The sequence below is a fragment of the Bartonella bovis 91-4 genome (assembly GCF_000384965.1).
GTDB classification, from domain to species: domain Bacteria; phylum Pseudomonadota; class Alphaproteobacteria; order Rhizobiales; family Rhizobiaceae; genus Bartonella; species Bartonella bovis.
In genome coordinates, this window is sequence record NZ_CM001844.1 from 481,433 (window position 1) to 507,343 (window position 25,911).

Here is a 25,911-nt window from a genome sequence, read left to right on the forward strand (position 1 = left end):
TTTTTTGTGCAGGTATAATGATGCGCATTCTAATTGTTGAAGATGATCGAGATCTTAATTATCAATTAGCAGAAGCTTTGAAAAATGCAGGATATGTTTTTGATTGTGTTTTTGATGGTGAAGAAGCTTATTTTTTAGGAAGTACAGAACCTTATGACGCTGTGATTCTTGACATTGGTTTACCAGGTATGGATGGGATTTGTGTCGTTGAGAAATGGCGCCAAGAGGGGTGTTCCATGCCTGTTTTAATGCTAACAGCGCGTGATCGCTGGTCTGATAAAGTGCTTGGCATTGATGCAGGTGCTGATGATTATGTTGTTAAACCGTTCCATATAGAGGAGGTAATAGCACGGTTACGAGCGTTAATTCGTCGAGCTGCAGGCCATGCAACAAATTCATTATCCTGTGGGAGTGTTTTGTTGGATACTAAGACTTCTCGTGTTTTTGTCGATGGTCAATTGATTAAATTGACATCACATGAGTTTAGACTTCTTTCTTACCTTATGCACCATTGTGATCAAATTGTTTCAAGGACAGAGCTTATCGAACACCTTTATGATCAGGATTTTGATAAAGATTCAAATACGATTGAAGTTTTTGTAGGGCGGTTACGAAAAAAGCTTGGAGTAAATTTGATAGAGACTATTCGTGGAATGGGTTATCGGATAAAAGCATTAGGTGAAAAATGACGGCCTTGAAGAACAATAGCCGGCTTAAGCAATTTTTTTGTTTTGTGGGTAATTCTCTTAGCTTACGTGTTATGATTTTATCTACATTATGGGTTACTATTTCGGTTTCGTCTATTTCAGCAATAAGTATTTTATTTTATCAACATTCAAGTGAACAAAGTCTATACCGCATTCTTTCTGCTCAGCTTTATAGTCTTATTGCGACTGTAACCGTAACGTCTGAGGGTTATTTAAAAGGAGGTCTTGGATTTGATGATATTCGTTATTCAGATCCTACATCAGGGTGGTATTGGGAAGTAGTTGCTGTATCACCTGATTTACATGGAAGATTGATGTCGCCATCGTTGGGAACTAAAAAAATTTTTTCACCAAGCGATGTTGATATACCTTTTGACAATCAATTTTTTCGTTCTTATCGAATAAAAGGGGATGATGGTAAAAATTTACAGGTTATTGAAAGCGATATTGTTTTAGATAATCAAAATAGGGTTGCACGTTTTCGTCTCATTGGGAATATTGATGAAGCGCATGCGCAAGTAAAAGAGTTCAAGCAAACTTTACAAATTTTTCTTTGGAGCTTTGGTATAGGTAGTGTTCTTATCAATATTGCTGTTATTTTTTTTAGTTTTCAACCATTGAAGCGGATTCGGCAAACATTGAATGATATTCGTGAAGGTAAAGCTGATTATGTCAATACGGATTTATTGAGCGAAATTATGCCATTGGCACAAGAAATGAATGCTCTTATTAATAATAATCAGCGTATTATTGAACGATTTCGGATACAGGTTGGTAATCTTGCTCATTCATTGAAGACACCTTTATCAGTTATCATGAATGAAACTGATAAAATGAGTGGAAAACAGGCTGTTTTATTGTGTGAACAAGTTAAAATGATGCAAGCTCAGATCAATCATTATTTACAACGTTCTCGTATTGCAGCGCAGTGCAACAGTATTATTTATCACACATCTGTCCGTAAAGTGTTTGATCGTTTGGTGCGGGTCATGGAAAAGCTCAATCCTGATAAACATATTCAATTTATCATGGATATTGATGATATTGTTTTTTCTGGTGAAAGGGAAGATTTAGAAGAAATTGTCGGTAATTTAATTGAGAATGCTGTTCAGTGGTCTCGTACCCAAATTTTAATTTGCTGTGGTTTAGAAGAGGGTTTTGAAGAAGCAGCATTCTTTAATATTATTATTGAAGATGATGGTCCTGGTTTAACAGAAGAGCAAATGGACAAAGCTTTAAAAAGGGGACAGCGACTTGATGAAAGTAAACCGGGAACAGGATTAGGGTTAGCAATTGTTTCAGATATAGTCAATGAATATGGAGGGAGTCTTTCTTTATCACGTTCTAAATTGGGTGGATTATATATAAAAGTTTTATTGCCAAGGCGGTAAATATATTCTTTCTAAAGAGGCATGTATATTAGCAATTAACAAATGGAATGGAGTAGTATTTTCATAAATGCATTGAGGTAAGAAAGTTATTTTTTGTATATTAAGGTGGTGGTAGTATACAACTAGAGCTCTATAAATAAAACTTTGTTATAGCTTTGTATATGTGAGTAGAATTGGTAATAAATTTTGCTCAACTATAATGTAAAAGTGGTTTTGTTCTTATGGTTTAGTATACTTGATTGTGAGTTTATGAAGTGGCAGTCATATATTGAACTCAACTACAAGAAGTTTAAACAACACAGCTGTTTTTTTATCCTCAATAATACGCTACAAATAGTTTATAATAATACATGCTGCAATTCTAATGGAAATTAAAAATTTTTTGCATGAATTAGAAAGTAAAGAGACAATCGATTATGGCTTCTTAATTGTTATGATGGTACTATAGTAATATGCTATTGTTAATTTTAGCTGCACTTTTTCTCATTCTTTTAACAATTGCTATCTTTTGTTTGCTGCATTTTGATTATGGGCCAAAGAAAGATAAGCAAGTTTTGGTTATGGATAAAGGTAAAAGTCAGATTTACGGAATTGAATCTGGTTTTGGACATAACTTCATTGATAAAAATTGCGTACAAAAAGTATCTCTTGAATTACCTGATACTGCCACTGCTATTGAAACACAGAAGGGGTTTATACAGAAGCCTTACAAGCATCATAAGAGCATTTGTGCTTTTAAGGCTTTTGTTGTTTTATTTGTTCCCTTTGTAACGTGGGGTATTTATAGTTTGACAGGCAGTCCAGGAATCAAAAGTTATTTCTTTAGTGAATTAATGGATAAGGATCCAAAAACGTTAAATAGGTATGAAAAACTTGTACGTTTACAAACGCTTTTTTTTCGCATGCCGAATAATGGTAAGATAGCAGATGCTTTAGCAATTAGTTATTTTGAGGAAGGTCTTTTTCAGGATGCGGTGAATATCTATTTAGATGCTCTTCGTTTGAATGGAGAAACAGCTCCAAGGTTAATAGGGTATGGTCTAGCGTTGGTTGGTTATGAAGGTGGAATAATTACACAAGAAGCGCAGAATGCTTTTCAAAAAGCTGCAGATTTAGCTCCGGATGATTTTTATCCTCGTTTATTTTTAGCTAATGGACTTTGCCAGGCAGGTAAGCCTGAACAGGCAGTTCAACTTTTGCAAGATTTTCTCGATACAATGTCTAAAAATGTTCCAGGACGATCTCATATTGAAGCAATGATAGTTCAGTTACGTGGTACATGTGATTAGAATATCAAGGAAGTGAATTAAAGAAGCTTAAAACTATTGAAACAAATGGGCTTATTGAGTAGTAAAAATTTAGATAAGCAAATTATACTAGTGTAAAGGTTATTACAAAGCTGTCTAAAAGATAAAGTGTATGAGTGATTAAATTGTACTTATGTATATCACGCATTTATAAAAATATTTTTTGTAAATAAGCTATGAACAGTCAATCTTTAAAGAGTCTTTCTTCACTTAAGATTATTTTGAAAAAGCGGAAAAAAAAGCGTTTGCTACTGATTTTATCATGCCTTTTAGTGGTGACAATTGCAGCAGGCTTCTTATTGTATGCAATGCGTAATGCTGCGAGCTTTTTCCGAACGCCATCTGAGATAACTCAAGAAGATATTTTAAAAGGTCACTCTTTGCGTTTAGGTGGTTTTGTTGAAAAAGGGACTGTTGAATACAGTGACAAGATGAAAGTAACTTTTTTCGTGACTGATAATTCAAAGCACCAAAAAGTAGTTTTCAATGGCATATTGCCAGATCTGTTTCGTGAAGAACAGGGTGTTATCGTAGAAGGATATTTTAACAAACAGGGGCTTTTTATAGGTACACGTGTTTTGGCAAAACATAATGAGACTTATATGTCTAAGGAAACAGCTGATAATTTGAAGAAGCGTCATAGTATGGAGAGGGCATTTTAATCGTGCTCGTTGAATTGGGTCATATTTTTTTAGCATCGGCATTTTCGATTAGTTTATTGCAGGCTTTTTTACCTATTTGGGGTATTTTGTGGGGAGAGCACTTATTAATGCGGATAGTGGGGCCGCTGGCGTATATCATCTTTATATTATTGCTCTCATCTTTTTTAATTATTGTGCATGCCTATATGGTGTCTGATTTTTCTGTACTAAATGTTGTTGAGAACTCTCATTCAGAAAAACCAATGTTTTATAAAGTCATTGGCGTTTGGAGTAATCACGAAGGATCAATGTTATTATGGGTTTTAATTCTAGCTTTTTTTAGTACATTGGTGGCATTGTTTAGTCACCAATTGCCAGAAAAATTTAAAGCATTAGTTTTAAGTTGCCAAAGTTGGATTACAAGTGCTTTTCTTTTATTTATTCTTTTTTTATCTAACCCATTTGTACGTATTAATCCACCGGCGTTGCAAGGAAATGACCTTAATCCTCTTTTACAGGATAATGCTTTAGCAATTCATCCACCATTTCTTTATTTAGGCTATGTTGGTTTTTCAGTTTGTTTTTCTTTTGCAGTAGCTGCATTAGTTACAGGACATGTCGATAGAGTTTGGGCACATTGGGTACGTCCATGGATTCTTCTATCATGGATTTTTTTAACACTTGGGATTATGGTTGGTTCATATTGGGCTTATTATGAACTTGGCTGGGGCGGTTATTGGTTTTGGGATCCAGTTGAGAATGTTTCGTTTATGCCGTGGCTTTCAGGAACAGCTCTTTTACATTCTGCTATTGTGCTTGAAAAGCGAAATGCCTTAAAAAGTTGGACTTTGTTTTTAGCCATTCTTACTTTTTCTCTTTCTCTTATGGGGACTTTTCTTGTTCGTTCGGGTATTTTAATGTCTGTTCATAGTTTTGCTATTGATCCAGCACGTGGGCAGGCAATTCTTGCTATTTTACTTTTTTTCATAAGTGGGGCTTTTTTGCTCTTTGCTTTGCGTGTACCTGTTTTGAAAATAGGTGGATTTTTTCAGCCAATTTCGCGTGAAGGTTTTATTGTTTTAAATAATTTATTTCTCACCATAGCGACAGCGACAGTATTGGTCGGTACACTTTATCCTTATTTTATTGAAGCATTAACTGGACAAAAAATTTCTGTAGGTGCTCATTTTTTTAAGCTTACATTTGGACCTTTAATGGTGGTGTTATTATTGTTGGTTCCATTTGGGCCAATGATAGCGTGGAAGCGTGGTGATTTTCTTGCAGTCTTTGAGCGGTTGTGGGTTGTTTTTGTATTAGCTTGCGTGGCTTGTTTTATCACATTTTACACAACGTCTTGGCGTGATATTTTTGCAGCTTTGGGAGTTGGGCTTTCAACTTTTGTTTTCTTGGGTGGTTTAGCTGATCTTTGGACGAAGAGTGGTCATCGAAAAACATCAGTGTTAATAAGAGCTAGGAGATTTTTTGGGTTACCGTGGTCTGTTTTTGGAACTGCATTGGCACATATGGGATTAGGTGTCACATTATTTGGTATTGTTTGTGTTGCAACTTTTGAACAAGAACGAATGTTAACCATGCAAATAGGAGATACAGTTACGATAGCTGGTAAAACTATTCGCTTTGATACATTACGTAATGTTGCTTTCTCAAATTACTCTGAAATGCAATTTGATTTTAAAATATATAAAAATCAGAAATCTGTGCGCAATGTAACGGCATCAAAAAGATTTTATTCAAGTAAAAAAATATCAACAACAAAAGTTGGTATTCAAAGTTATGGCTTTTCTCAGTTTTATGTTGAACCAGGTCGGATAGGCGATCAAGGTCTTGATGTACATATACGGTGGAAACCTTACGTGATCTGTATTTGGTTTGGTGCATTGATGATGGCAATTGGTGGCTGTTTTTCTCTTTTAGGTTATTGGCTACGTATGAGGGGGTGTAAACAGGTAAATTCCAATTTTAAATATTCTGAAAGAGTATTGCGATGAGAAGGTTTTTCTTTTGGGCTTTTATTTTCTATTTTATTCTTTTTTCTATACGATTTGTGATAGCAGTAGAGCCATATGAAATTTTAGAAGATCCAATACTTGAATCACGTGCTCGCGATATTTCATCACAATTGCGTTGTCCGGTTTGCTACAATCAGTCGATTAATGATTCAGGTACTCCATTGGCCCATGATTTGCGCCTTTTAATACGTGAACGCTTAAAAGCAGGTGATAATGATCAACAGATTATTGATTTTCTTGTTGAAAGATATGGTGAATTTATTTTATTGGAATTACCATTCAATAAAATAACATGGTTTTTATGGTTGTTTCCTCTGATGTTTTTTATCATTGGTATAAGTGTTATATTTTTTCAGATAAAACGCCGCAAGCACCCAAAATTAATTGCTTTCAAAACTAATAAATAAAGACGGCTAAAAATGTTATCAAAGTGAAGTAAATTATATACAGCAAAGAAGTTTGATCTGTTTAATTAATGCTTTAGCTCTATTTATTATGAATTGTTATTTATCTAACCTTACAAAACTTTAACGATTTAGACAGAAAACGGTAAGGTCTGTTGTTCTATTATTAATTTCAATAAAGACCTCAATATTACTCAATAGGAGCACATAAAATGGTTAAACCAATCTTCCGTATGATATCACCGGCAATAGGTCTTTCTACGGTTTTAGCAAGTACAATGTTTTTGAGTGGATCAAGCTTTTGGATGACAGCAGCTCATGCAGATCCTGTGTTCGTTCCATCAGTGCAGCAGCAGGGGTTTGCTAATGTTGTGTCTCAAGTAAAACCTGCTGTTGTTTCAGTGCAGGTGAAGAGCAATGCAAAAAAAGAAGAGTGGTTCTTTGATGGTTTTTTTAGCGCTCCAGGTATTGATCAATTACCAGATCAACATCCTTTGAAAAGATTTTTCAAAGACTTTTATGATCGTGGTTGGCCTAATAATAAGCCTTCCCATCGTTCACATAAATCTCGTCCTATAGCTTTTGGATCTGGTTTTTTTATTTCATCTGATGGTTATATTGTGACTAATGATCACGTAATTTCTGATGGAACAAGCTATTCTGTTGTTCTTGATGATGGTACAGAGCTTAATGCCAAACTTATTGGAACAGATTCTCGAACTGATTTGGCAGTATTAAAAGTGGATGATAAACGAACATTCCCATATGTTGATTTTGCTGATGATTCGAAGCTTTATGTTGGCGATTGGGTTGTTGCTGTTGGTAATCCATTTGGTCTTGGTGGGACTGTAACAGCAGGGATTGTTTCAGCACGTGGACGTGATATAGGTGCTGGTATTTATGATGATTTTATTCAGATTGATGCTGCTGTTAATAGGGGTAATTCTGGTGGGCCAACTTTTAATCTTAATGGGCAAGTTGTTGGGATTAATACAGCAATTTTTTCTCCTTCTGGGGGAAATGTTGGAATTGCATTCGCTATTCCCGCAACGACAGCCAAACAGGTTGTAAAGCAGCTTATTGAAAAAGGTTCAGTTCAACGTGGTTGGCTTGGTGTTCAGATTCAACCGGTGACCAAAGAAATTTCTGATTCAGTAGGTTTAAAGGAAGTCAAAGGTGCTTTAGTTACTGATCCACTTAAAGGGCCTGCAGAAAAGGCTGGTATTAAAACGGGTGATGTGATTATTGCAGTGAATGGTGAAAAAGTTACTGATGCACGTGATCTAGCAAGGCGTATTGCACATATTAGACCGGGAGAAACAGCAGTCTTGGATGTTTGGAGATCTGGTAAAGAAGAAAAGATTAAGGTTAAGCTTGATGCGATGCCGGAAAGTGAAAATAAGAAAGAGACTTCAAGATCTTCAAGTAAGCAACAGGGGGCAAATGAAACGCTAGAAGATTACGGTTTGATTGTCACTCCTTCTGATAATGGTCCAGGAATGGTTGTAACTGATGTGGATTCGGATTCAGAAGCAGCAGAAAAGGGAATTCACCCTGGTGATGTGATTGTAACAGTTAATAACAAGCCAGTTAAAAAGGTGTCTGATATTACTGATGCAATTAAGAATGCACAAAAGCTAGGGCGAAATGCAATATTGTTGCAAGTACGTACAAATGATCAAAATCGTTTTATTGCTCTTCAAATTGTTAAGAAATAACGTATGTTAACCAGTGGGACAGAATTTTTATAAATTTCTGTCCCATAATTGTTTAATAAAATAATTGGAGAAGCGTTTTATGAAGATACTTGTCATTGAAGATGATCGTGAGACAGGGCGTTATCTTGAAAAAGCGTTTTTGGAAGCAGGATATACAGCTGATATTGCTTGTGATGGGGAGACTGGTTATTCTTTAGCTGAAACAGGAAATTATGATGTTATGGTTGTTGACCGGATGCTCCCATATCGTGATGGTCTGTCCATTGTTTCTGAATTACGTGCAAAAGGTAATAAAACGCCAGTTCTTATTCTTTCTGCTTTAGGGCAGGTTGATGACCGTGTGACGGGTTTACGTGCAGGGGGTGATGATTATCTGACAAAACCTTATGCGTTTTCAGAACTTCTTGCACGTGTTGAAGTGCTGCAACGACGGAAAAGTCCTAAAGAAGCAGAAACTGTTTATTGCGTCGGCAATCTTGAGCTTGATCGGTTAGCACATACAGTGAAACGCGGTGAAATAAATATCATATTACAACCACGCGAATTTCGTTTACTTGAGTATTTAATGCGGTATGCTGGCCAGGTTGTTACACGCACGATGCTTTTGGAAAATGTTTGGGATTATCATTTCGATCCACAAACAAATGTAATTGATGTTCACATATCTCGCTTGAGGGCAAAAATTGAAAAAGACTTTGATGTTCCACTTTTACACACGGTACGTGGAGCTGGATATATGCTAAAGGCTCCAGACAAAAAAGTATGAATCGTTTAATCAATATAATGCGCACAACTGCTCTAAGACTTTCTGCGCTTTATATATTACTGTTTAGTTTGGTTGCAGCTAGTCTTTCTATTTATATGACAGCGTTTGCTGTTTCATTGTTAACAGATCAAACTGAACAAACTTTACGTGAAGAATTAAGGAATATTGAAAGCGCTTATAATTACGGTGGGTTGCCTTTATTAATGCGTACTATTGATTATCGTTCGCGACAGCCAGGGGCTTTTCTTTATCTTGTCACTGACCCTGTAGGGCGTATTTTAACAGGGAATGTTGCGCGTATTGAGCCTGGTCTGCTTAAATATAATGGCTTCCTTTCAGATTCTTTTTTATATTCACGTTTTGGAGAACATGGCAAAACAAGTGAGCATCGTGCTTTAGCGGTTGTTGTTGATTTGCCAAATGCTATGAAGCTTCTTGTTGGACGGGATTTAGATGAACCAGAACGTTTTGCAAAGGTTATTCGTAAAGCTGTGATGATTGCTCTTATAGCGATGGTGGGAGGGGCTTTACTAATATGGTTTTTGGTGGGCAGACGGGCGTTGCAGAGGATTGATCGTGTCACAGCTGCATCGCAACATTTAATGGATGGTAATTTTAGTGAGCGCTTACCTGTTTCTCAAGCAGGTGATGAGTTTGATCGACTATCAGCCAATCTCAATGTTATGTTAGATCGTATTGAAGAATTAAATATTGGTTTACGTCAGGTATCAGATAATATTGCTCATGATCTTAAGACGCCGCTAACACGCCTTAGAAATCGTGCTGAAGAAGCACTGTCAGGACAAAAGACAGAGCTTGAATATCGACAGGCGCTAGATGATGTTATTGCTGAATCAGATCAACTTATTCGTACTTTTAATGCTATTTTGATGATTTCACGCATTGAAGCCAGCAGTTCGATTGCACATCTTGAACCAATGAATGTGAAGTTAATTCTTGAAGATGCGGTTGAACTTTATGAACCTTTTGCTGAAGAAGCAGGTATTTTGCTTCGATTAGGACATATATTTGATAAAGAGCTTATGCTGAATCGTGAGCTTATTGCGCAGTCTATTTTTAATCTTATTGATAATGCAATCAAATATGCACCTAATGATGAAAAAAATATAGAAATTTCTTTGTCAATGGAATACCGTGGTGAATGCTTGCTGGTTGTGGTTAGTGATAACGGTCCGGGAATTGCAGAAGATAAGCGTGAAAAAGTAACAGAACGGTTTGTTCGTCTTGAGGAAAGCCGCACACAGCCTGGTTGTGGTATTGGTTTGAGTATAGCAAAAGCTGTTATGAAACTTCATGGAGGAGAGCTTTTACTTGAAGATGCAAGTCCAGGGCTTAGAGCTGTTTTAATGTTTCCTTAATATTTGTTTACTTCATCATTTTATTTGATGTGTGTAAAACTATTTTTCTAAATCTGTAATGTGAATACAATAAAACAAAACTCAAAATGCTTTCTCAAGGGAATGCAGATGAAAAAAGCTTTTTTAAAAACGCAGTTTCTCTCTTTACGTCCACTTGATGAAAGTGGTTCTCAATGGCTAAAGGATATTGAAGAACAAGCAAGAAAAGAAAATTTAGAATCATTGGTTTCCTATATTACAGCTGGGGGAGAGCAGGTTGACTTCATTAGTGCAGTGATGACTTTATCTCCTTTTTTGCGTGGAGTTTTGATTGCAAATCCATCTTATCTTAGTCCTTTATTGGATGTTGATATGGAAACAAGGCTTAGCAAAATTATAGAAGATATTGCAACTGTCGATAGAGTTGAAGGTATTCATGAAGCTTCATTAATGGCTGCTCTAAGGCGCAAGAAAAAAGAAGCACATGTTCTTATTGCTTTAGCTGATTTGAGTGGCATTTTTACTTGTTCGGTATCATGTGCATGGTTAACCCTTTTGGGTGAAGCGGCTTTGGGTGCAGCTTTACGTTTTCTTTTGAGAGAAGCACATGATCATGGAAAGATTAGTTTGCTTAATCGTGATAATCCAGAACAAAATAGTGGCTTGATCGTTTTAGGTATGGGAAAGTTTGGTGCAGGAGAGCTTAATTATTCTTCTGATATAGATCTTATTATTTTTATTGATGACACGTTGCCTCATATTGGTGATTTTTATGAAAGTGTTGATGTATTCTCTAAAATAGTACGTCGATTGATCTATATCATTCAAGCTCGCACTGCTGATGGATATGTTTTTCGGCTTGATTTGCGGCTTCGCCCTGATCCAGGCTCAACGCCTTTAGCATTACCGGTAAGTGCAGCTTTACGTTATTATGAAGGGCGTGGTCAAAATTGGGAACGTGCAGCTATGATTAAGGCACGTCCCGTGGTGGGTGATATTATTGCAGGTTTTAATGTACTTAAAGATCTTTCACCTTATGTATGGCGAAAATATTTAGACTATGCTGCTATTGCCGATATTCATTCTATCAAACGTCAAATCCACGCGTATAAAAATTATGGTCAAATTTCTGCTTTTGGCCATAATATAAAGTTGGGAAGAGGTGGTATTCGCGAGATTGAATTTTTTGTTCAGACACAACAATTAATTGCAGGTGGACGCTTTTCTCAATTGCGTGGACGTGAAACAGTTGCAATGTTGAAAGAGCTTTATAATCTTGGTTGGATTGGTAAGAAAACCAGAGATAGCCTTATAAAAAGTTATGCTTTTTTACGTAACGTTGAACACCGGATTCAAATGCTTGCCGATGAACAGACGCATATTCTGCCACAGGATGTTTCTCAATTTACTAGTGTTGCATATTTAATGGGGTATAAGAAGAAAAGCTGTTTTATGAGTGAGTTATTAGAAACACTTAAAGTTGTTGAAAAACATTATGCAGTGCTCTTTGAACATGAACAAGAACTTGGCCTGGAAATTGGCAATTTAGTTTTTACAGGTGAGGAAGATGATCCCGAAACACTTATCACATTAAGCCGTTTAGGTTTTGAAAGGGCTAGTGATATTTGTCGTATCATGCGTACATTGCATTGTGGGCGTTATAAAGCCACTCAATCTGCTGAAGCACGTGAAAGACTAACAGAACTTACACCAGCACTTTTGAAAGCTTTCGGTGCTACTAAAAGGGCTGATCAAGCAATGTTGCGTTTTGATAGTTTTTTGCAAGGTTTGCCTTCAGGGATTCAACTGTTTAGTTTATTGCAGTCTAATCCATCTCTTTTAAACATGTTGGTACGTATTATGGGAGCAGCTCCACGCCTTGCGGAAATTATTACACGTAAACCGCATGTTTTTGATGGAATGCTGGATCCAACAATTTTTTCAGAATTACCAACAAAAGCTTATCTAGAAAATCGAATTAATTATTTCCTTGAGGGCGTAACTGCTTATGAAGATATTCTGGATCGTCTGAGAATTTTTGCAGATGAGCAACGTTTTCTGATTGGTATTCGACTTTTGAACGGTACAATTACAGGAGATAAAGCAGGTTTTGCTTTTACTGCACTTGCGGATCTTATGATTGAGAAAACAGTTGCTGTTGTTCAAGAAGAATTCTCCCGTTGCCATGGTAATGTTAAAGGAGGACGTATTGGCATATTAGGTATGGGTAAACTTGGAAGCTGTGAATTAACTGCGGGTTCAGATGTTGATCTTATTGTGCTTTATGATCATGATGAGGGTGCAGAAATATCTGATGGGGAAAAGCCTCTTTATGTCTCCCAATATTATACTCGTCTGACACAACGTTTTGTTTCTGCTTTATCTTCTTCTACAAGTCAAGGTATTCTTTATGCGGTTGATCTACGATTGCGACCATTGGGCAATAAGGGGCCTGTTGCTGTTTTTTTTGAAGTTTTTGCAAAATATCAGCGTAAGGAAGCGTGGATATGGGAACATCTTGCTTTAACACGAGCGCGAGGTATAGCTGGAGATGCTGATTTTTTACAAAAATTGGAAAATGAGGTTCGTGCAATTATTGCACTTCCTCGCGACAAAAAAATGATCGCGAAAGAAGTACGTGAAATGCGTGCTTTAATTGAGCAAAAAAAACCACCGAAAAATCGATGGGATTTAAAAACTATACCTGGTGGAATTATGGATCTTGAGTTTATTGCTCAATTTGCTGTTATAACTCATATGATTGAGTTCCAGATTGGAACGACGACTGCTGATATTCTTTCTCATTTACCGAAAAGTTTTCTTGATCAAACATTTATTTCTGAGTTACATTATGCTTATTGTCTTTATACAAATTTAAGTCAAATTATACGCCTTTGCTTAAATGATTATCTTAATCCTGATGATATGCCGCCTGGATTAGGTGATCTCTTGTTGCATAGCGTTGGTGAACCTGATTTGCTACGTGTCGAGAAACTGATTGAAGAGACAGGGCAATCGGTACGTTCAATTTTTACACAAGTGTTAAAAGATTGAATATACTTTATCATAAAATTTTCATTTTATTAGAAGATTAAATTATACAAAGTATCAGCTAAGTTCTCAAAAGGTATTTATGATAGAACTTGAAAACAAGAATTCGCAAGATGCGATTGTTGTTATCTTGAAGGAGACATCAATAGGGACTCTCTTAATTGCAAAATCTCGTAAAGGTATTTGTAATATAGCTTTAGGTGATACTGTTGAGCAGTTATTACAGGAATTAAAAATAGGCTTTACCAATGTGCAATACAATATTGATGGCAATGTATTAAATAGAGAAGTTGCGCATATTATAGCAATGGTGGAAACTCCTAAATTGGTAGAACGTCATGATTTACAATTAGATATTAAAGGTACAGCTTTTCAACAAAAAGTATGGGGTGCATTATGGGAAGTACAATGCGGGGAAACAATTTCTTATAAAGAGTTAGCGCAACATATCGGCATGCCAAAGGCTGTTCGTGCAGTTGCTAATGCGTGTGCACATAATAAGTTGGCATTAGTCATTCCTTGCCATCGTGTGATATATAAAAATGGTGCTCTTGCAGGTTATCGTTGGGGTATTCAACGAAAACAAATTTTGCTCCATCGAGAACGGCAAGAATATTTTGTTTAACAATTTTAATTTTGTTGGATTGGCATTGTAATAGTTACAGTTGTACCTTTTTCTTCTTCAGAAATAATTTCAAGCTTTCCTTTGTGTAGTTTGACGAGAGAACGAGAAATAGCTAACCCAAGGCCTGAGCCAGTATGAGTTTTAGTAAATTGATTTTCAACTTGCTCAAAGGGTTGCCCAAGTTTTTTGATTGCTGCTTGAGGAATACCAACTCCTGTATCTTTTATTTTAAAAATAAGGTTATTTTCTTTCTGGAAGGCACAAACATCAATGTTGCCACCAGAAGGTGTAAACTTAACGGCATTGGAAATGAGATTAAGAAAAATCTGCCTTATGGCACGGCAATCAACTTCAGCATGAAGCTTTGGTGCAATATTCGTTGTAACAGAAACCTTTTTTTCTTGTGCTTGTGGGGTAAGTGTTCGGACTGTTTCACTGATAATTGGCTCAAGATCGATATTTTTACAATCAAGAGTAAATCTTCCAGCTTCAATTTTTGACATATCAAGGATATCATTGATGAGAGTCAGGAGATGGGTTCCTGAATTGTGAATATCACGCATATATTCTTTATAGCGTTGTGAGCCAAGAGGACCAAAGGTGGACTGTAACATGATATCTGAAAAACCAAGAATAGCGTTAAGGGGGGTACGTAATTCATGGGATATGTTGGCTAAAAATTCTGATTTAGCTTTATTAGCACTTTCAGCTCGTTCTTTTTCTGCTTGTAGGCTTTTGTTAAGTTTTTCAACCTCTGTTGCACGTTGCTGGGCATTGCCTCGTGCACGCTTGAGTTCTTGAATGAAAGAAAAAAGGCTCTTTTCGCTGTTTTTAAATTTTTCTTGTTGTTGCTTAAGCTCGGAAATGTCAGTACCAGTGCAAACAAGTCCTCCATCTTGTGTACGCCGTTCATTAATTTTGAGCCAACACCCATCTGCAGTTTGGCGAATACTTGTTAGGTTACCAGTTCCATCTTCTTTAAGGAGATATTCATTAATAGCAGGACGTGCCATAGCTTCAACAGTTGCACGTTGGATGCCTGATTGCAGAATTTGTTTGGGAATAGCCGCATATTCGCAAAATTTGCTATTAGACATAACTAGACGCCCTTCAGCATCCCACAATACAAAAGATTCTGAAATATTTTCAATAGCATCGCGAATACGAAGATCAGCTTGTGCTGTTTGTTCGGCAAGTTGACGTTGTTCGCTAATATCGAAGGAAATACCAACCAAATGAGGTTCTTCTCCTTCAGTAATTTCGGCACGAAAACGCATCCATACATAATGACCATCGGCATGACGCATGGGAATATTAATATCGATATGCTTTTTTTTACCACTCATTAATTCCTGAGCAAGATCAAAAAAATTAGTATCAGTTGGGTTGATGATGGCAGTAATTTGAGAAATTGATAGCAGTGCGTCTTGAGGCACATAACCAAGCATTTCGTACATGGCTCGTGACCAATATACTCGCCCGCTTGCTATATTCCAATCCCACAGTCCACAACGTCCACGCATCATTGCCATGTCAATACGGTTTTGATTTTTTTCCAAAACCAGATCTATATTGTGTGCGCGTAAAACTTGATTGTAATACGCATAAAGAAGAGCCAGTATAATACCAGTAGTTCCTATGAATAAGGTCATATTTAATGAGAAGATTTTACGCCATTCCATATAGATATCGTGCGTTTTTTCACTTATCAATACGCTATATTGGCTATTTTTTGCTGGGATGAGTAAAGCTAAGACAGGCTCTGTTCCTATTTTAATTTGTGTGGCGCCAGTGTGCTGTTTAAGAGATTCTAAAGCAGTATTTTCAGAGATGAAATTTTTTAAAGGTTTTCCTAAGATTATCTCTGAACTAGATGAAGCTAAAACATTTTCATTTTGATCGACTATAGCGATTATAGTATTGGTATTGGCAAGGCTTTGGTTATGCAGATCAGCAAAGATATCTTCTAAATGACTATGAGAAAGGCCAGTAACTTTTCCTTGCTTAGTAACGGTAGGTAAGTCACGATCAATCATATTTATGATGTGGGCAGCTAAAAGATTCATTGTAGAGTGCGTGTTTTTATCAATCGTTTTGCGTAAATCGTAGATTGAGACAAAACGAACTACTGCTAACACAACGAGGAAAAGAATAATAATAAATGGGATAGACCGGCGTAACCAGGGTTCAATCGATAAAAGTTTTTTGTGAATTGAACTAGAAAGCAAATCAATATACGCTTCCTGTACCTTACGATTTTGAACGCTCGGTTTTGAATCGGAATATATTCCTGTGGGCGCATTATATACGTCCAATTTCTCCATTTCTGGTTCCTCTAATCATGAATAATATGACTGGAAAACTATTTTTGTACTCATAACAAACCAGTGGGTACAGTGAATCAAAACAGGAGTCTTCTGTCTAGTCTTTTTTTTAGGAGAAAGTAATTTTACTGCTATGAGTGTAAATTATTGGACATTGAAAACGCTTTAATATTGCTCATAAACAAACCTTGCACGACTTGTTTATGAGCTTACCACTATTAAATAGATATTTTAAATTTACGTTAAAATATCTTATAATATATTGATTATAAATATTTTTTTAATTGAGCATACGATTAATAATATCTGCTACATCACTTGACAATTTAGGTGCTGCCGCAATTGTTTTTAATGCAGCTTCAAGTTTCTGTTGCCGAATGGGTTCCCATTGTCGCCAAGAGCGCATAATTGTTAATAACCTCGAAGAAAGCTGTGGATTCTTTTTGTCAATTTCTAAGATGATTTGGCAAAGGAAATGATAAGCTGCTCCATCAACTCTGTTGAAACCTGTTTGGTTTCCAGCTGCAAAGGTACCAATCAGAGCACGAACTCGATTGGGATTATCCTGTGAAAAGAGCGGATGATTCATGAGTTTTTGAACCTGACTAAGTGTTGACTCTCCAACAACCATCGCTTGAATAGAAAACCATTTGTCCATAACCAAAGGATCATAACGGTATCGGTTTTCAAAATCATTTAAGGCATCTTGTGCTTGTTTGCTTTCATTAAAGCGTTGCACTAAAATTGTTATGCTGGCCATACGGTCGGTCATGTTATCAGCCATTGCATATTGCATGGTAGCACGGTTTGGGTTGTTTTCTGCAACAGAAAGATAGTCTAATATAATATTGCGTAATGCTCGTTTTCCAATTTGTGCAGTGTTTGGTGAATAGGGTTCTTTTATCTCCATCTGCGTGTAGATTTTTGTTAAAAGCTCTTGATGAGTGTGTGCAATAGAGGCTAAAAATTGATTACGTACGTGGTGAATACGATCTGGATCAACATTTTCAGCAAGTGTGCGAGCAAGTTCAATTTCGCTAGGTAAGCTTAAACAAAATGCACGAAATTCAGGTTCAAGATTTTCATCTTTAAGGATGATCTCAATAAGTTCTAGCAAGTTAGAGGGCATGCTCTTCTTTTCTAGTGTTTTATCTTTAATTACTTGAATAAGGGCTTGTGTTATCAGATGGTTGAGTGATTGCCAGCGATTGATTTGATTACTATCGTTTTTAGCAAGAAAGATCAGTTCGTCTTCATTAAATGGGGTTTGTAAAGTAATAGGGGCAGAAAAATTTCTGAGAAGTGATAACGCAGGTTTTTCACGCAATCCTTTTAATGTAAAGCTCTGAGTTTTTTGAGACAATATCATAACATCTGCTTGAATATTTGCATCAGATTCATAAGTTAATGGCTCTCCCTTATGCCCCAGTAAGCCAAAAGCGATAGGAATAAGCATAGGTTTCTTTTCGTTTTGTTGTGGCGTAGCTGGAATATTTTGCTTCGCATGAATTGTTAAAACGCCATCACTATAATGACTATCGATTTCCACATTAGGCGTACCCGCTTGCTCATACCACAACATAAATTGCGAAAAATCTCTACCAGAGACTTCAGCAAAACAAGCGATAAAATCCTCAATAGTGCATGCTTGTCCATCATGGCGTTGAAAATAGAGATCCATACCTTTACGAAACAAAGTAGGGCCTAAAATAGTATGCACCATGCGGACTACTTCTGCACCTTTTTCATAGATAGTCGTAGTATAAAAATTGTTGATTTGACTATATTGACGAGGGCGTACAGGGTGGGCTAGTGGTCCAGCATCTTCAGAAAATTGTGTAGCTTTCAACGTTTTTATGTTTTCAATTCGCTGTAAACTGCGCACATTTTGATCTGCAGAAAATTCCTGGTCACGATAAACAGTTAATCCTTCTTTTAAACAAAGTTGGAACCAATCGCGGCAAGTGATACGATTGCCGGTCCAATTATGAAAATATTCATGTGCAATAACACGCTCAATATTTCGATAATCATGATCAGTTGCTGTTTCATGGTCTGCAAGAACGTATTTATCATTAAAAATGTTTAATCCTTTGTTTTCCATTGCCCCCATATTGAAATCTGAGACAGCAACAATATTGAAAACATCAAGATCATATTCGCGTCCAAAAGACTTCTCATCCCAACGCATGGAGCGCTTGAGTGCATCCATCGCGTAGATTGCTCGTTTTGTTTTTCTTTTTTCTACATAGATGCCAAGTTTGACACGCCGCCCAGATGCAGTGATAAAATGGTCTTCTAATTTATCAAGATCTCCACCAACTAAAGCAAAGAGGTACGATGGTTTCGGATAAGGGTCTTTCCAAATAGCAAAGTGGCGGTTGTTATCAAGGGGGCCTGTTTCAATAAGGTTACCGTTAGAAAGCAAGATAGGAATTGTGTGAGAATCTGCTTCAATTCTTACTGTATAAGTAGAAAGAATATCTGGGCGGTCATAAAAATAAGTAATACGGCGAAAACCTTCTGCTTCACATTGTGTGCAATAAATACCATTTGAAAGATAAAGCCCCATGAGTTTGCGGTTATTTTCAGGGTTCAGTTCTGTAACCAATTGCAACGTAAAAGGAGAAGTAGGAGGGGCTGTAATTTCTAAATGTGAAGGTGTGCTTTTATAAGCATTTTCTGGTAATTTTTCATCATTTATGGCGACAGAAATTAATGTAAGTTCGTCACCAGAAAGTACCAAAGGTGTTAATTTTTGTGTATTTTCACGGGGCTCAATCGATAATGTTGCTGTAACACGGGTTTTTGTTGGGTCCAGGCAAAAATCAAGCTGTGTTTTGGGGACAACATAAGGTGTGGGTTGATAATCTTCCAAACGATAAATGGGAATAGTTGGTTGTTTCATAAGTTTTTCCTTATTGTATTTGGGAATATAAGTAATTAAGCGTTTGTGTTTTAAGAAGAGAAGAAGCCAATGAGTTACAAAAGATTATTAAGGCGGTTTTTTACTTCTAGAAAATCCATCCATGTGAGCTTTTTTTGACTAGGAGTTCGTAGAAGATAAGCAGGATGAAAAGTTGGCATAACAGGTATTTTAATGTTATTTGTGCTTTCATAAATATGCCATTTTCCTCTTATGCGAATAATTCCACCTTGAGCCCCCGTAAGAAACTGCGCAGCAGTTCCTCCTAGTGCAATAAGAACACGGGGATTAGCCAGCTCAATTTGCCGTTCAATAAAGGGGCGGCATAATGCAACTTCTCTTGGTGTTGGTGTACGATTTCCAGGTGGACGCCATGGAATAGTGTTTGCTATGTAAACGTTTTTTCTTGTTAGACCAATAGATGCCAATATTTTGTTAAGTAACATTCCTGCTTTTCCAACGAACGGAATTCCTTGGATATCTTCGTCTCGTCCTGGTGCTTCTCCTATAAGCATAAGCGAGCTTCCTGCTGTTCCATCTGAAAAACAAGTGTTTTTAGCTGTCAATTTCAATGAGCAACCATTGAAAGAGAGGAGGGCAGATTTTAATTCATCAAGTGTATGAGCATTTTTTGCCATCTCTATAGCTGAAAGTGCACCATGTGCTTTATTGTCAAAGCTATGTGGCGATTGGCTATGCAGTTTTATCGTTTGTGAATTTTGTTTATGATGGGTAGAGCTTAATGTCTGTTTTGATTTTTGCTCTAAAATAGCAGATTGGCTAAAACGATCAATAGGCGTATCGTTAAGCGCAGCATCTACACCACTTTCTTTATAAAAGCTTAATAGTTCTTCATATGAGATTAAACATTGAGTTTGTTCTGACATTTCGCTTTTTTACTTGTAAACAATCCATTAATGGATAAACTAAGCAGAATTATTCTTCAAGCTTTATAATGTATTTTATTACAAATGAAGATGTAGTATATACTGTTCGATGATTTCTTAGAAACTGATCTGAAATTATAAGATTCAATAACAGAAGTGATTATAGTTTTTCTTCGGTGTATAAATGACTGGAACTTTTATTTGTAACCTTATTGATATATAGGTTTTCTGTATGATTTATGTAATGTACAAGATATAAGGATCAAAACAATTTTTTGAAGAAATGGAATAGTGTTGCAGTTTTAATGATCTTTTTGATGGTAGTTTAAAAATAATGTATAGAGATATTCTTTTGCTTTTTTTACGGCTGTCGTTATAGATTTGTTAAATGCCAAATGCGCAGTAATAGCACTTGAAAGGATGCAACCTGTTCCACGCATTTCTCCTTTTAAACGTGGGGCAGAGATATTTATTACTTGGTTTTTATCAATTAAAATGTCAGTTGCAAGGGTACCGTTCGCATGCCCACCTTTTATCAATATATGGCGTGGACCAAATGAAAGAAGTTTTTTGGCTTGTTGTATTGCTTCTTCACAATTAGAAGCTAATGGGCTTTGGCTAAGAAGAGCTAATTCTTCCATATTAGGTGTTAAAAGTTCAATATGAGGAAGCAGTTTATTAAGCATAATTTCTATAGTTTTTTCTGTTGTAAGTTTCCCTCCTGATGAGGCGGTAAGAACAGGATCAAAAACAACAGGGATATGGGAATGGTCTTCTAATACGTTGCAAATTGCTGCTATAATTTCTTTAGTACCTGTCATCCCGATTTTGATTGCACTTATAGGATTAGCTTCTAGGGCTACGCGCATTTGTGCGCTAACAAATTCTCCACTCATGGGTGTAATTTTAGCAACGTGATTGTTATCTTGCACATTAACACAAGTGATAGCCAAACTGGTTTTTGTTTGAAAATGTGCAGCTGTCTCTATATCGCAAACAATGCCAGCACCACCTGTTGGATCGGTACCTGCAACAATAAGAATAGAAGGAATCAGCGCCATTTTTGAGTCATCTTTATCCATTGTTGGGTGCGCTCTTCTGGTTTTTTATGTAAAATAATATCGGTTACAACAGCAGCGCTATTAGCTCCTGCTTCCAAAACATCAATCGCACGTTCTGGTGTCAAACCACCAATGCCAACTAAAGGCAGAGAACCAATGCGTTTCTTCCATTGTTTAATTTTTTCTAATCCTTGCGGAGCCCATTTCATTTTTTTTAAAATTGTCGGATAAATAGGACCAAGTGCAATATATTCAGGAGCAACAGACATACTAATATCCAATTCATGTTCATCATGAGTACTAAGACCAAATTTGATACCATTTTTACGGATTGTAGGAATATCAGCGTTGCACAAATCTTCTTGTCCAAGATGAATAAAATCGCACTTTTCATCAATTGCTATTTTCCAATAATCATTAATGATTAATTGTGCTCCAAATTTATCGCATATGTTTTTTGCTCGTTTTATATGGTGATTTATTATTTCTATATTTTTGTTTTTTATACGTAACTGTATAAGTTTGACCCCAAGAGGAACCAAACGTTCAACCCAGTCGGCACTGTCAACGATGAGATAAAATGGATCAAGTTTCATGAAAATACGGCTTGCCCAATAACTGGTGTTGAAGGTACAGCTACATTGCGTGCTTCAAGGATTCCTGCTTTATAACCCATACGTCCTGCTTTAATAGCTTGAGAAAATGCTTCAGCCATTAATACAGGATCATTTGCTTTGGCAACAGCGGTGTTGAGTAATACTGCATCATAGCCAAGTTCCATAGCAACAGCGGCATGCGATGGCCGCCCAATGCCTGCATCAATAACAAGAGTAAGATCTGGCAAGTAAGCACGGATAGAACGCAATCCATCAGTATTACAGGGGCCTTTGGCAGATCCAATAGGAGCACACCAAGGCATAATGACACGACAACCAACTTCTAAGAGTTTTTCAGCTACAATAAGATCATCTGTTGTATAAGCAAAAATTTGAAATTCTTCATTGTTTAGGATTTTTGCGGCTTCGACTAAGGCAAAAACATTTGGCTGCAATGTATCCGAATTACCGATAATTTCGAGTTTAATCCAAGGTGTTTTAAAGAGATCTCGTGCTAATTGGGCGGTGGTAACAGCTTCTTTGACAGTATAACAACCGGCAGTATTAGGAAGTATTGTTACATTAAGTTCTTTTAAAAATTGCCAAAATTGTCCCCCCTGTTTTCCGCCTGCGGTTTCTCGACGCAATGAAACTGTCACAATTTCCGTATTAGATTTATAAATAGCTTCGCGAAGGATTTCTGGTGAGGGATATTGGGCTGTTCCCAATAAAAGGCGGGAAGAGAACTGAGAGCCGTAAAAATTCAACATATAGCTTCAACCTCCTTGCATCGGACTTAGAATTTCAATTCTATCTCCTTCATGCAAAACAAATTGATTTCGTGCATCCGCAGGAACAACTTCAGAATTTACAGCGGTTGCTAACCAATTTCCTTCATAACCTAATTCTTCAAGAAGTAAATTGAGATAAGTTACTTCTGTGTGGAGCATTTGACCATTGACAAATATTTGCATGCTTTATTCCAGTGCTAGTTTTACTGCTTGTTTTGCCATTTCTGGAGACAAAAGAAAACCATGTCTATAAAAACCATTAATAAAGATGTGTTTACCATGTCTGTTAACACAAGGTAAATTATTAGGATAGCATGGACGTATACCAACACCAGACTCTATAATTTCTGCTTCGGCAAAAGCAGGATGCAAAGTATAGGCAGCGTTAAGAAATTCCATCATTGATCTTGCTGAGATTGCACTATTACAGTCACTTTCAATCATTGTTGCTCCAACCATAAAAATATTATCTTGTCGAGGAACGACATAGAGTGGAATACGTGGATGAAGAAGCCGAATGGGGCGAGAAATTTGAATATCTATACTGCGTATTAAAAGCATCTCGCCGCGTACTCCCCGTATATTTTTGTCTTTTCCTAAACGCGCTATTCCTGTTGCATCAATAATAATATCAAAATTCTTTTCAGATACTCCTATATCAGTAAAACATGCACCATTTTTTATGAGGATTTCTTTTAAAGTAATCAGTGCTTTACGGGGATCGATATGCGCTTCATTTTCATAAAAAAGTGCACAGTTAAAACGTTCTGAAAGGTCAGGTTCAAGATGAGCTATTTCTGGACCTTCTATGATTTTGTAATTATTGGTGCGCGCTGAAAATCGTTTAAGTTCTGCTATATCTCGTGTGGGTGCAATAACTAAAGTACCTTTTTGTATCACAATTTTAGGAAGTGTTTCCTTCCACCATTGCACGCCTTGTATACCAAGATCTTCAATAATTGGTTCAGAGCTTTCCCTTTCACAATAAGGTGCTAGCATACCTCCTGCATACCAGCTTGCAGTCTCTATGGGGGAATGGGAGGGAGAAGATATAGTAACGGCCACACCTTTTTGTTGTAACATAAAGGCAACTGTTAAACCGCCTACACCTGCACCTTTTATAAGAATATTTTTCAACCGTTTACTATTTCTTTTTTTTCAGGAACAGCTTTTTTTATATAGAGATCGCCGTTCTTTCGATATTGTTCGGCCATGGCGACCATACCTTCATCTTTTACTTTTTTTGTTGCTACTGAATCACGGATATCATGAGAAATGCGCATTGAGCAGAATTTGGGTCCACACATAGAACAAAAATGGGTCAATTTATGCGCTTCTTTAGGCATTGTTTCATCATGAAAAGCACGTGCCGTATCTGGATCAAGTGAAAGATTGAATTGATCATACCACCTAAAATCAAACCGTGCACGCGAAAGAGCATCATCACGCAATTGAGCTCTAGGAAGACCTTTAGCAAGATCAGCAGCATGAGCAGCAATTTTATAAGTGATAACACCAGTTTTTACATCATTTTTATCTGGTAGCCCTAGATGCTCTTTAGGTGTTACATAGCAAAGCATGGCAGTTCCAAACCAACCGATCATAGCAGCTCCAATTGCCGATGTAATATGGTCATATCCGGGAGCAATGTCAGTTGTAAGTGGGCCTAAAGTATAAAAGGGTGCTTCATGACAAAGAATTAATTGTTGTTCCATATTTTCTTTAATTTTATGCATTGGCACATGACCAGGTCCCTCGATCATAACCTGCACGTCTTTTTCCCACGCGATTTTTGTCAATTCTCCTAAAGCTTTAAGCTCAGCAAATTGGGCTTCATCATTTGCATCAGCAATAGAACCAGGACGAAGTCCATCACCCAATGAAAGAGAAACATCATATGTGCGTGCAATGTCACAAATTTCATCAAAATGCTCATATAAAAAGTTTTCTTTGTGGTGATGCAAACACCACTTAGCCATAATAGATCCACCACGTGAAACAATACCTGTTACGCGATTAATAGTAAGAGGAATAAAAGGTAATCTTACTCCTGCATGGATAGTAAAATAATCAACACCTTGTTCTGCTTGTTCAATGAGGGTATCTCGAAAAATATCCCATGTTAAATTTTCAGCAATACCGTTCACTTTTTCAAGCGCTTGGTAAATAGGAACGGTTCCAATGGGTACTGGGGAATTTCGAATAATCCACTCACGAATATTATGGATATTACGGCCTGTTGAAAGATCCATAACTGTATCTGCTCCCCAACGAATGGCCCAAACCATTTTTTCAACTTCTTCTGCCATAGATGAAGTGACTGCTGAATTGCCAATATTGGCATTAATTTTAACACGAAAATTACGCCCAATAATCATTGGTTCGCATTCTGGATGATTGATATTTTTAGGAATAATAGCTCGTCCACAAGCAACTTCATTGCGTACAAATTCTGCAGTATAGATTTCTGGTATTGATATACTAAATGCCTTATTTGGTGCTGTTTTTTGCTGGTTTTGTTCAGTTGAGCCTTCATTTTCACGGATAGCAACATATTCCATTTCTGCAGTAATAATACCTGCACGTGCATAAGCCATCTGTGTAATTGTTTTTCCATTTTTTGCCCGCAAAATGGGTCGCTTTTGTCCAAAAGCTGGTGTGTGAGTATAGCCATTATCTTCAGGTTTGACTAATCGAGCAGGATAAGATTCAGTGTCAGCACGTTCAGACAGCCAAGGTTCACTGATTGCAGGAAGTCCTTTAGTGATATCAATGATAGCATCTTTATCAGTATAGGGTCCTGAAGTATCGTAGACATTTAAAGATTGTTCGTCACAGCCATCTGTCAGTGAAATCTCGCGTAATGGTACATGCACATTAGCAAAGAGAGGACTCTGTTGATAAATTTTGCGTGAGGCAGGAAAGGGATTGCAACTAACTGATGGAGTGTTTTTCTGCACAAGTTTTTTCCTTATAAATCCATAATTAAAAAACGTATTGCAGGTTAACAGAAATGTATTTACCTCATAAGGTACATTTTAGTGAGGTTACATACAATATCACTTCTACCCTCAACACGTATCTAATCAAGCTCTGAAGATTTCATTTTGAGAAAATCAATAAAAACTTATATATTTGCTTATAATATCCCAACTATGATCAGAACATTTTATTTGCCAATTATGATCAGCTTAAATGTTTGTGTTGTCAATCGCAAAGATGTGTTCTCAACGATTTTAGAATATTTTGGAGGGATGAAGAAAAAATCATTGCAAGTAACTAGCTAACAACATTAAAAATTCTTCTTAAAAGAGTAATGTAAAGAATA

At 36.7% G+C, this 25,911-nt stretch carries 20 protein-coding genes; 11 read left to right on the plus strand and 9 right to left on the minus strand.

The window, feature by feature from the left end:
• Positions 1-20 precede the first annotated feature (20 nt).
• The 11 genes from BBBE_RS02080 to BBBE_RS02130 all read left to right on the plus strand — a co-directional run bounded on the left by BBBE_RS02080 (position 21) and on the right by BBBE_RS02130 (position 13,998).
• Complete coding sequence (locus BBBE_RS02080) at positions 21-689, plus strand: response regulator transcription factor (protein WP_010700962.1); 669 nt, start codon at positions 21-23, stop codon at positions 687-689.
• The gene (locus BBBE_RS02085) at positions 686-2,098 is read left to right on the plus strand and encodes a sensor histidine kinase (RefSeq protein WP_010700963.1); all 1,413 of its coding nucleotides are present in this window, start codon (positions 686-688) and stop codon (positions 2,096-2,098) included. Before BBBE_RS02080 ends, BBBE_RS02085 begins: the two co-directional genes overlap by 4 nt.
• Before the next feature lie 452 nt (positions 2,099-2,550).
• Positions 2,551-3,387: a tetratricopeptide repeat protein gene (locus BBBE_RS02090; protein ID WP_010700964.1), complete on the plus strand. Its 837-nt coding sequence runs from the start codon at positions 2,551-2,553 to the stop codon at positions 3,385-3,387.
• Between the two features lie 194 nt (positions 3,388-3,581).
• Complete coding sequence (gene ccmE / locus BBBE_RS02095; protein ID WP_010700965.1) at positions 3,582-4,067, plus strand: cytochrome c maturation protein CcmE; 486 nt, start codon at positions 3,582-3,584, stop codon at positions 4,065-4,067.
• Between the two features lie 2 nt (positions 4,068-4,069).
• Positions 4,070-6,055 (plus strand): heme lyase CcmF/NrfE family subunit, encoded by a 1,986-nt coding sequence (locus tag BBBE_RS02100; protein ID WP_010700966.1) that lies wholly within the window; start codon positions 4,070-4,072, stop codon positions 6,053-6,055.
• The gene (locus tag BBBE_RS02105; RefSeq protein WP_010700967.1) at positions 6,052-6,483 is read left to right on the plus strand and encodes a cytochrome c-type biogenesis protein; all 432 of its coding nucleotides are present in this window, start codon (positions 6,052-6,054) and stop codon (positions 6,481-6,483) included. The genes BBBE_RS02100 and BBBE_RS02105 overlap by 4 nt, the downstream gene beginning before the upstream one ends.
• 209 nt (positions 6,484-6,692) lie before the next feature.
• Positions 6,693-8,198, plus strand: coding sequence for a Do family serine endopeptidase (locus BBBE_RS02110; RefSeq protein ID WP_010700968.1), 1,506 nt, complete (start codon positions 6,693-6,695; stop codon positions 8,196-8,198).
• 79 nt (positions 8,199-8,277) lie between these two features.
• Positions 8,278-8,964 (plus strand): response regulator transcription factor, encoded by a 687-nt coding sequence (locus BBBE_RS02115; RefSeq protein WP_010700969.1) that lies wholly within the window; start codon positions 8,278-8,280, stop codon positions 8,962-8,964.
• Positions 8,961-10,343 (plus strand): sensor histidine kinase, encoded by a 1,383-nt coding sequence (locus BBBE_RS02120; RefSeq protein WP_010700970.1) that lies wholly within the window; start codon positions 8,961-8,963, stop codon positions 10,341-10,343. Before BBBE_RS02115 ends, BBBE_RS02120 begins: the two co-directional genes overlap by 4 nt.
• 108 nt (positions 10,344-10,451) lie before the next feature.
• Entirely contained in the window at positions 10,452-13,376 is a 2,925-nt protein-coding gene (locus BBBE_RS02125) for a bifunctional [glutamine synthetase] adenylyltransferase/[glutamine synthetase]-adenylyl-L-tyrosine phosphorylase (protein ID WP_010700971.1), read from the plus strand.
• Between the two features lie 79 nt (positions 13,377-13,455).
• On the plus strand, positions 13,456-13,998 hold the full coding sequence (locus BBBE_RS02130) for a methylated-DNA--[protein]-cysteine S-methyltransferase (RefSeq protein ID WP_010700972.1): 543 nt from the start codon (positions 13,456-13,458) through the stop codon (positions 13,996-13,998).
• 5 nt (positions 13,999-14,003) lie between these two features.
• Here the strand turns inward: BBBE_RS02130 and BBBE_RS02135 are convergent, their stop codons facing one another.
• The 9 genes from BBBE_RS02135 to thiC form a co-directional block, all read right to left on the minus strand.
• Positions 14,004-16,322 carry a PAS domain-containing sensor histidine kinase gene (locus BBBE_RS02135; protein ID WP_010700973.1) on the minus strand — a complete coding sequence of 773 codons (2,319 nt, stop codon included), beginning with the start codon at positions 16,320-16,322 and terminating at the stop codon, positions 14,004-14,006.
• Between the two features lie 280 nt (positions 16,323-16,602).
• The gene (gene pepN, locus BBBE_RS02140) at positions 16,603-19,230 is read right to left on the minus strand and encodes an aminopeptidase N (RefSeq protein ID WP_010700974.1); all 2,628 of its coding nucleotides are present in this window, start codon (positions 19,228-19,230) and stop codon (positions 16,603-16,605) included.
• A gap of 74 nt (positions 19,231-19,304) precedes the next feature.
• Positions 19,305-20,135 (minus strand): uracil-DNA glycosylase, encoded by an 831-nt coding sequence (locus BBBE_RS02145; RefSeq protein WP_010700975.1) that lies wholly within the window; start codon positions 20,133-20,135, stop codon positions 19,305-19,307.
• A 302-nt stretch (positions 20,136-20,437) separates the two neighbouring features.
• The gene (locus BBBE_RS02150) at positions 20,438-21,196 is read right to left on the minus strand and encodes a hydroxymethylpyrimidine/phosphomethylpyrimidine kinase (protein WP_010700976.1); all 759 of its coding nucleotides are present in this window, start codon (positions 21,194-21,196) and stop codon (positions 20,438-20,440) included.
• On the minus strand, positions 21,187-21,792 hold the full coding sequence (locus tag BBBE_RS02155) for a thiamine phosphate synthase (protein ID WP_010700977.1): 606 nt from the start codon (positions 21,790-21,792) through the stop codon (positions 21,187-21,189). The genes BBBE_RS02150 and BBBE_RS02155 overlap by 10 nt, the downstream gene beginning before the upstream one ends.
• Positions 21,789-22,562 (minus strand): thiazole synthase, encoded by a 774-nt coding sequence (locus BBBE_RS02160; protein ID WP_010700978.1) that lies wholly within the window; start codon positions 22,560-22,562, stop codon positions 21,789-21,791. The genes BBBE_RS02155 and BBBE_RS02160 overlap by 4 nt, the downstream gene beginning before the upstream one ends.
• Positions 22,563-22,568: 6 nt before the next feature.
• Positions 22,569-22,766: a sulfur carrier protein ThiS gene (gene thiS / locus BBBE_RS02165; protein ID WP_010700979.1), complete on the minus strand. Its 198-nt coding sequence runs from the start codon at positions 22,764-22,766 to the stop codon at positions 22,569-22,571.
• Positions 22,767-22,769: 3 nt separating this feature from the next.
• A complete protein-coding gene (locus BBBE_RS02170) occupies positions 22,770-23,720 on the minus strand; it encodes an FAD-dependent oxidoreductase (protein WP_010700980.1) in 951 nt (316 codons plus the stop codon).
• On the minus strand, positions 23,717-25,543 hold the full coding sequence (gene thiC / locus BBBE_RS02175) for a phosphomethylpyrimidine synthase ThiC (protein ID WP_010700981.1): 1,827 nt from the start codon (positions 25,541-25,543) through the stop codon (positions 23,717-23,719). Before thiC ends, BBBE_RS02170 begins: the two co-directional genes overlap by 4 nt.
• Positions 25,544-25,911 lie beyond the last annotated feature (368 nt).

Bases quoted from the DNA above. Each gene is read 5' to 3' on its own strand.
- BBBE_RS02080 (WP_010700962.1), top strand. From the start codon at position 21: ATGCGCATTCTAATTGTTGAAGATGATCGAGATCTTAATTATCAATTA.
- BBBE_RS02085 (WP_010700963.1), top strand. From the start codon at position 686: ATGACGGCCTTGAAGAACAATAGCCGGCTTAAGCAATTTTTTTGTTTT.
- BBBE_RS02090 (WP_010700964.1), top strand. From the start codon at position 2,551: ATGCTATTGTTAATTTTAGCTGCACTTTTTCTCATTCTTTTAACAATT.
- ccmE (WP_010700965.1), top strand. From the start codon at position 3,582: ATGAACAGTCAATCTTTAAAGAGTCTTTCTTCACTTAAGATTATTTTG.
- BBBE_RS02105 (WP_010700967.1), top strand. From the start codon at position 6,052: ATGAGAAGGTTTTTCTTTTGGGCTTTTATTTTCTATTTTATTCTTTTT.
- BBBE_RS02110 (WP_010700968.1), top strand. From the start codon at position 6,693: ATGGTTAAACCAATCTTCCGTATGATATCACCGGCAATAGGTCTTTCT.
- BBBE_RS02115 (WP_010700969.1), top strand. From the start codon at position 8,278: ATGAAGATACTTGTCATTGAAGATGATCGTGAGACAGGGCGTTATCTT.
- BBBE_RS02120 (WP_010700970.1), top strand. From the start codon at position 8,961: ATGAATCGTTTAATCAATATAATGCGCACAACTGCTCTAAGACTTTCT.
- BBBE_RS02125 (WP_010700971.1), top strand. From the start codon at position 10,452: ATGAAAAAAGCTTTTTTAAAAACGCAGTTTCTCTCTTTACGTCCACTT.
- BBBE_RS02130 (WP_010700972.1), top strand. From the start codon at position 13,456: ATGATAGAACTTGAAAACAAGAATTCGCAAGATGCGATTGTTGTTATC.
- BBBE_RS02135 (WP_010700973.1), bottom strand. From the start codon at position 16,322: ATGGAGAAATTGGACGTATATAATGCGCCCACAGGAATATATTCCGAT.
- pepN (WP_010700974.1), bottom strand. From the start codon at position 19,230: ATGAAACAACCAACTATTCCCATTTATCGTTTGGAAGATTATCAACCC.
- BBBE_RS02145 (WP_010700975.1), bottom strand. From the start codon at position 20,135: ATGTCAGAACAAACTCAATGTTTAATCTCATATGAAGAACTATTAAGC.
- BBBE_RS02150 (WP_010700976.1), bottom strand. From the start codon at position 21,196: ATGGCGCTGATTCCTTCTATTCTTATTGTTGCAGGTACCGATCCAACA.
- BBBE_RS02155 (WP_010700977.1), bottom strand. From the start codon at position 21,792: ATGAAACTTGATCCATTTTATCTCATCGTTGACAGTGCCGACTGGGTT.
- BBBE_RS02160 (WP_010700978.1), bottom strand. From the start codon at position 22,562: ATGTTGAATTTTTACGGCTCTCAGTTCTCTTCCCGCCTTTTATTGGGA.
- thiS (WP_010700979.1), bottom strand. From the start codon at position 22,766: ATGCAAATATTTGTCAATGGTCAAATGCTCCACACAGAAGTAACTTAT.